General features: G+C 73.1%; 4 protein-coding genes. All 4 read right to left on the bottom strand.

Going from position 1 to position 4,818, the window contains the following annotated elements; all coding sequences use genetic code 11:
- Positions 1–220: 220 nt before the first annotated feature.
- Entirely contained in the window at positions 221–1,117 is an 897-nt protein-coding gene (gene truB / locus AC13HU_RS32275; RefSeq protein ID WP_483045530.1) for a tRNA pseudouridine(55) synthase TruB, read from the bottom strand.
- Positions 1,114–1,659 carry a 30S ribosome-binding factor RbfA gene (rbfA, locus tag AC13HU_RS32270; protein WP_483045529.1) on the bottom strand — a complete coding sequence of 182 codons (546 nt, stop codon included), beginning with the start codon at positions 1,657–1,659 and terminating at the stop codon, positions 1,114–1,116. The genes truB and rbfA overlap by 4 nt, the downstream gene beginning before the upstream one ends.
- 44 nt (positions 1,660–1,703) lie before the next feature.
- On the bottom strand, positions 1,704–2,000 hold the full coding sequence (locus AC13HU_RS32265; RefSeq protein ID WP_483045528.1) for a DUF503 domain-containing protein: 297 nt from the start codon (positions 1,998–2,000) through the stop codon (positions 1,704–1,706).
- 102 nt (positions 2,001–2,102) lie between these two features.
- Positions 2,103–4,818: translation initiation factor IF-2 (infB, locus tag AC13HU_RS32260; protein WP_483045527.1), on the bottom strand; the 2,716-nt coding region annotated here is incomplete at its 5' end.

The raw sequence follows: 4,818 nt of genomic DNA, 5'->3' as shown, positions 1-4,818 counted from the left end.
GGGTCGCCAAGGGGACAGGCGATCCCGCCGCACGGCGGGGAAGGCGAGCGGCGGAGAAGGCGAGCGGGACCGCGGACCGGCGGGCCGGGCAGCAGCCGGAGTTCGCCGGAGGCCCACGAACCGCGGCCGGCGCCAGGCGGCCACGCGGCCAGGCGCCCAGGAGCCGCAAAAGGGCGCTCGGACCGCGGTCCGAGCGCCCCACGGCGACCTCCTGCGGCCGCTACCGGGCGAAGCCCGCCACGATCTTCGCGTGGCCCTGCTGCTCCTCGACCAGGGCCAGGAACCGGCCGTCGGGCCCGAAGACCGCATGGGTGCCCGCACCGAGTGCCGGAGTACCGATCCTGACCCCGTTGCCGAGCAGACGGGCCTGATCCACGTCGACGTCCCAACGCGGGAAGGCCGCGGCGGCGGCCCGCTCGATCGGCAGCACCTCGAAGGACTCCTCCAGCTGCTCCAGCGTGCGCGCCCCCGTCAGGTCGTACGGCCCGACCCGGGTGCGGCGCAGCGCCGTGAGGTGGCCGCCGACACCGAGACCGGCGCCGAGATCGCGGGCGAGCGCGCGGATGTACGTGCCGGAGGAGCAGGTCACGGTGACATCGAGGTCCAGCAGGCCGGGCGCGCCGTCGGGCACCCGCGCCTCGCGCACCGTGAAGGCGCTGACCGTCACCGGCCGGGCGGGCAGCTCGAACTCCTCGCCCTCACGCACCCGGGTGTAGGACCGCACCCCGTCGACCTTGATGGCGCTGACCTTGGACGGCACCTGGAGGATCGCCCCGGTGAGCGCGGCGACCCCTTCGTCCACGGCGGCCCGGGTGACCTCGGCGGCGGACGCCTCGGCGGTGACGTCGCCCTCGGCGTCGTCGGTGACCGTGGACTGGCCGAGTCTGATGGTGGCCGCGTACTCCTTCTCGGTGAGCGCGAGATGGCCGAGCAGCCGGGTGGCGCGCTCCACGCCGATCACCAGCACACCGGTCGCCATCGGGTCGAGTGTGCCTGCGTGGCCGACCCGCCGGGTGCCGGCCAGCCGGCGCATCCGGGACACCACGCCGTGCGAGGTGAGCCCGCCGGGCTTGTCGACGACGACCAAGCCCGACGGGCCTTCCTTCCTGGGACTCATGCCTGCGTGCGACCGTCCTCGTCGCCGGCCGCGGTGGCCGGTCCTTCGTCGTCCGCAGCGGCCGCGCCGTCGCCGGCGGTTCCGCCGGCGGTGTCGGCCTCGTCGTCGAGGTCGTCATCTTCCTCGGCCGGCTTGCGATACGGGTCCGCCTCGCCGGCGTACTGCGCGTCGGTGGCGGTCTTGCGGACCTCTTCGTCGGCCGCGCGGGCCTTGGCCAGCAGGTCGTCGATGGTGCGGGCGTTGTCGGGCAGCGCGTCGGCGACGAACGCCAGGCTCGGGGTGAACCGCACCCCGGTCTGCCGGCCGACCTCGGTGCGCAGCACGCCCTTCGCGCTCTCCAGGGCGGCGGCGGAGGCGGCGCGCTCCTCGTCGTCCCCGTAGACCGTGTAGAAGACCGTCGCCTCCCGCAGGTCACCGGTGACCCGGGTGTCGGTGATCGTCACATACCCCAGCCGCGGGTCCTTGATCCGCCGCTGAAGGGTCTCCGCGACCACGACCCGGATGCGGTCCGCAAGCTTTCGCGCCCGCGCGGTGTCGGTCATCGTGTTCTTCTCTCTTCACTCGGTTCGTTCGGTCCGTCATCCGGTCAGTCGTCGCCGTCGCTGTGGATGCGCTGCCGTGTCGACAGCAGATCCACCTCCGGCCGGGCGACCATCCAGCGCTCGCACCGGTCGAGTACGTCCTTGACGTGCCCGAGGTCGCCGGACACCGTCGCAATCCCTATCTCGGCCCTGCGGTAGAGGTCCTGGTCGCCGGTCTCGGCCACACTCACCGCGAACTTGCGGTGCAGTTCGGCCACGATCGGGCGGATCACGGACCTCTTCTCCTTCAGCGACCGTACGTCACCGAGCAGCAGGTCGAAGCACAGCGTGCCTACATACATGACCATGAACGGTACAGGCACGGCCGGGGGCGCGCGCAGGGGTTGTTATGCCGGCGACCGGCCCCGGACCTTTGTACTGCCCGCTACCGGCGAGCTGTGGGATCAGCCGCGCGGCTTCTCCCGCATCTCGTAGGTGGCGATGACGTCGTCGATCTTGATGTCGTTGTAGTTGCCGAGGTTGATACCGCCCTCGTAACCCTCACGAATCTCGGTGACGTCGTCCTTGAAGCGGCGCAGGCCCTCGATGTTGAGGCTCTCCGCGATGACCTTGCCGTCGCGCAGCAGGCGGGCCTTGGTGTTGCGCCGGACCTCGCCGGAGCGCACCAGCACACCGGCGATGTTGCCGAGCTTGGAGGAGCGGAAGACCTCGCGGATCTCGGCGGTGCCGAGCTCCACCTCCTCGTACTCGGGCTTCAGCATGCCCTTGAGCGCTGCCTCGATCTCCTCGATGGCCTGGTAGATCACCGAGTAGTAGCGGACGTCCACACCCTCGCGCTCGGCCATCTGCGCGGCACGGCCGACCGCGCGGACGTTGAAGCCGATCACGATGGCGTCGGAGCCGGTCGCCAGGTCGATGTCCGACTCCGTGACCGCACCCACACCGCGGTGCAGGACGCGGATGTCGACCTCGTCGCCGACGTCGAGCTGGAGCAGCGAGGACTCCAGGGCCTCCACCGATCCGGACGCGTCGCCCTTGATGATGAGGTTGAGTTCCTGCACCAGGCCGGCCTTGAGGGCCTCGTCCAGGTTCTCCAGGGAGAACCGCACACCCTTGCGGGCGAAGCGGACGTTGCGCTCGCGGGCGGCACGCTTCTCGGCGATCTGCCGGGCGGTGCGGTCCTCGTCGACGACCAGGAAGTTGTCGCCGGCGCCGGGCACGTTGGTCAGACCGAGGACGAGCACCGGAGTCGACGGGGTCGCCTCCTCCACGTTGTCGCCCTTGTCGTCGAGCATGGCCCGGACCCGGCCGTACGCGTCGCCGACCACCATCGTGTCGCCGACCCGCAGGGTGCCGCGCTGGACCAGGACGGTCGCGACGGCGCCGCGGCCCTTGTCCAGGTGCGCCTCGATCGCGATGCCCTGCGCGTCCTGCTCCGGGTTGGCCCGCAGGTCGAGTGAGGCGTCGGCGGTGAGGATCACGGCCTCCAGCAGGCTGTCGATGTTCAGCCCCTGCTTGGCGGAGATGTCGACGAACATGGTGTCGCCGCCGTACTCCTCGGCCACCAGCCCGAACTCGGTGAGCTGGCCGCGCACCTTCGTCGGGTCGGCGCCCTCGACGTCGATCTTGTTGACCGCGACCACGATCGGGACGTCCGCGGCCTTGGCGTGGTTGAGCGCCTCGATCGTCTGCGGCATCACACCGTCGTTCGCCGCGACCACGAGGATCGCGATGTCGGTGGACTTCGCACCGCGGGCACGCATGGCGGTGAACGCCTCGTGGCCAGGGGTGTCGATGAAGGTGATGGCGCGCTCTTCGCCGTTGACCTCGGTGGCGACCTGGTAGGCACCGATGTGCTGGGTGATGCCACCGGCCTCGCCCGCGACCACGTTGGTCTTGCGGATCGCGTCGAGCAGGCGGGTCTTACCGTGGTCGACGTGACCCATGACGGTCACCACCGGCGGACGGGAGACCAGGGCGTCCTCGCCGCCCTCGTCCTCGCCGAACTCGATGGAGAACGACTCGAGCAGCTCGCGGTCCTCCTCCTCCGGGCTGACGATCTCCAGCACGTAGTTCATCTCGCTGGCGAGCAGCTCCAGCGTGGAGTCGGACACCGACTGGGTGGCGGTGACCATCTCGCCAAGGTTCAACATCACCTGGACGAGCGACGCCGGGTTGGCGTTGATCTTCTCGGCGAAGTCGGTGAGCGAGGCACCGCGCGACAGGCGCACGGTCTGGCCGTTGCCGCGGGGCAGCAGCACACCGCCCACGGACGGGGCCTGCATGGCCTCGTACTCCTGGCGCCGCTGGCGCTTGCTCTTACGGCCTCGGGCCGGACGGCCACCAGGGCCGCGACCGAAGGCACCCTGCGTTCCACCACGGCCACCCGGGCCGCCCGGACGTCCGCCGAAGCCGCCGGGGCGCGGACCGAAGCCGCCACCGCCGCCGGGGGCACCGCCGCCGGGACGGGGACCGCCGAAGCCGCCACCGCCGCCACCGGGACGACCGCCGCCACCAGGACCGGCCGGACGGCCGGCGAAGCCGCCGCCACCGGGACGCCCACCGGGACCGCCGGGACGGCCGCCGGGGCCGCCGCCGGGACGCCCACCGGGACCGCCGGGACGCCCACCCGTGGAGGGCGCGGGGCGCTGCGGCATCATGCCCGGGTTCGGGCGCGGGCCCGAGGACTGCGGGCGGGGCATACCGCCCGGGGACGGACGGGAGCCGCCGGGGCCGCCCTGACCGCCCTGACCGCCGCCGGGACGCGGGGTGCCGCCGGGACGCGGGGCGCCGCCGCCGGGACCCGCGGGACGCGGGGCACCGCCCGGGCCGCCGCCGGGACGCGACGCGCCACCGGGGCGCGGCATGCCGGTGGAGCCGGACGTGAACGGGTTGTTGCCGGGACGCGGGCCGGCCGGGCGCGGGGCACCGGGACGGGCACCGCCCTGGCCGCCCTGACCGGCTGCGGGCCGGTTGCCGCCGGGGCGGCCACCGTCACGCTGACCGCCATCACGCTGACCGCCATCACGCTGACCGCCGTCCCGCTGACCGGCGTCGCGCTGACCGCCGGCCGGAGCCGGACGGGCCGGGCGCGGCCCGGGGGTGGCGCCGCCGGGACGCTGGCCGGCGGCCGGGGCCGCAGGCGCCGACGGGGGTGCC

Source organism: Streptomyces sp. NH27, assembly GCF_056859195.1.
Note: the sequence above shows the minus strand (reverse complement) of the source record. Positions and strands in the feature narration are given on the sequence as shown.

What these genes read in the sequence shown, in the direction of transcription:
- truB (WP_483045530.1), bottom strand. Translation starts at nt 1,117, where the DNA reads ATGAGTCCCAGGAAGGAAGGCCCGTCGGGCTTGGTCGTCGTCGACAAG.
- rbfA (WP_483045529.1), bottom strand. Translation starts at nt 1,659, where the DNA reads ATGACCGACACCGCGCGGGCGCGAAAGCTTGCGGACCGCATCCGGGTC.
- AC13HU_RS32265 (WP_483045528.1), bottom strand. Translation starts at nt 2,000, where the DNA reads ATGTATGTAGGCACGCTGTGCTTCGACCTGCTGCTCGGTGACGTACGG.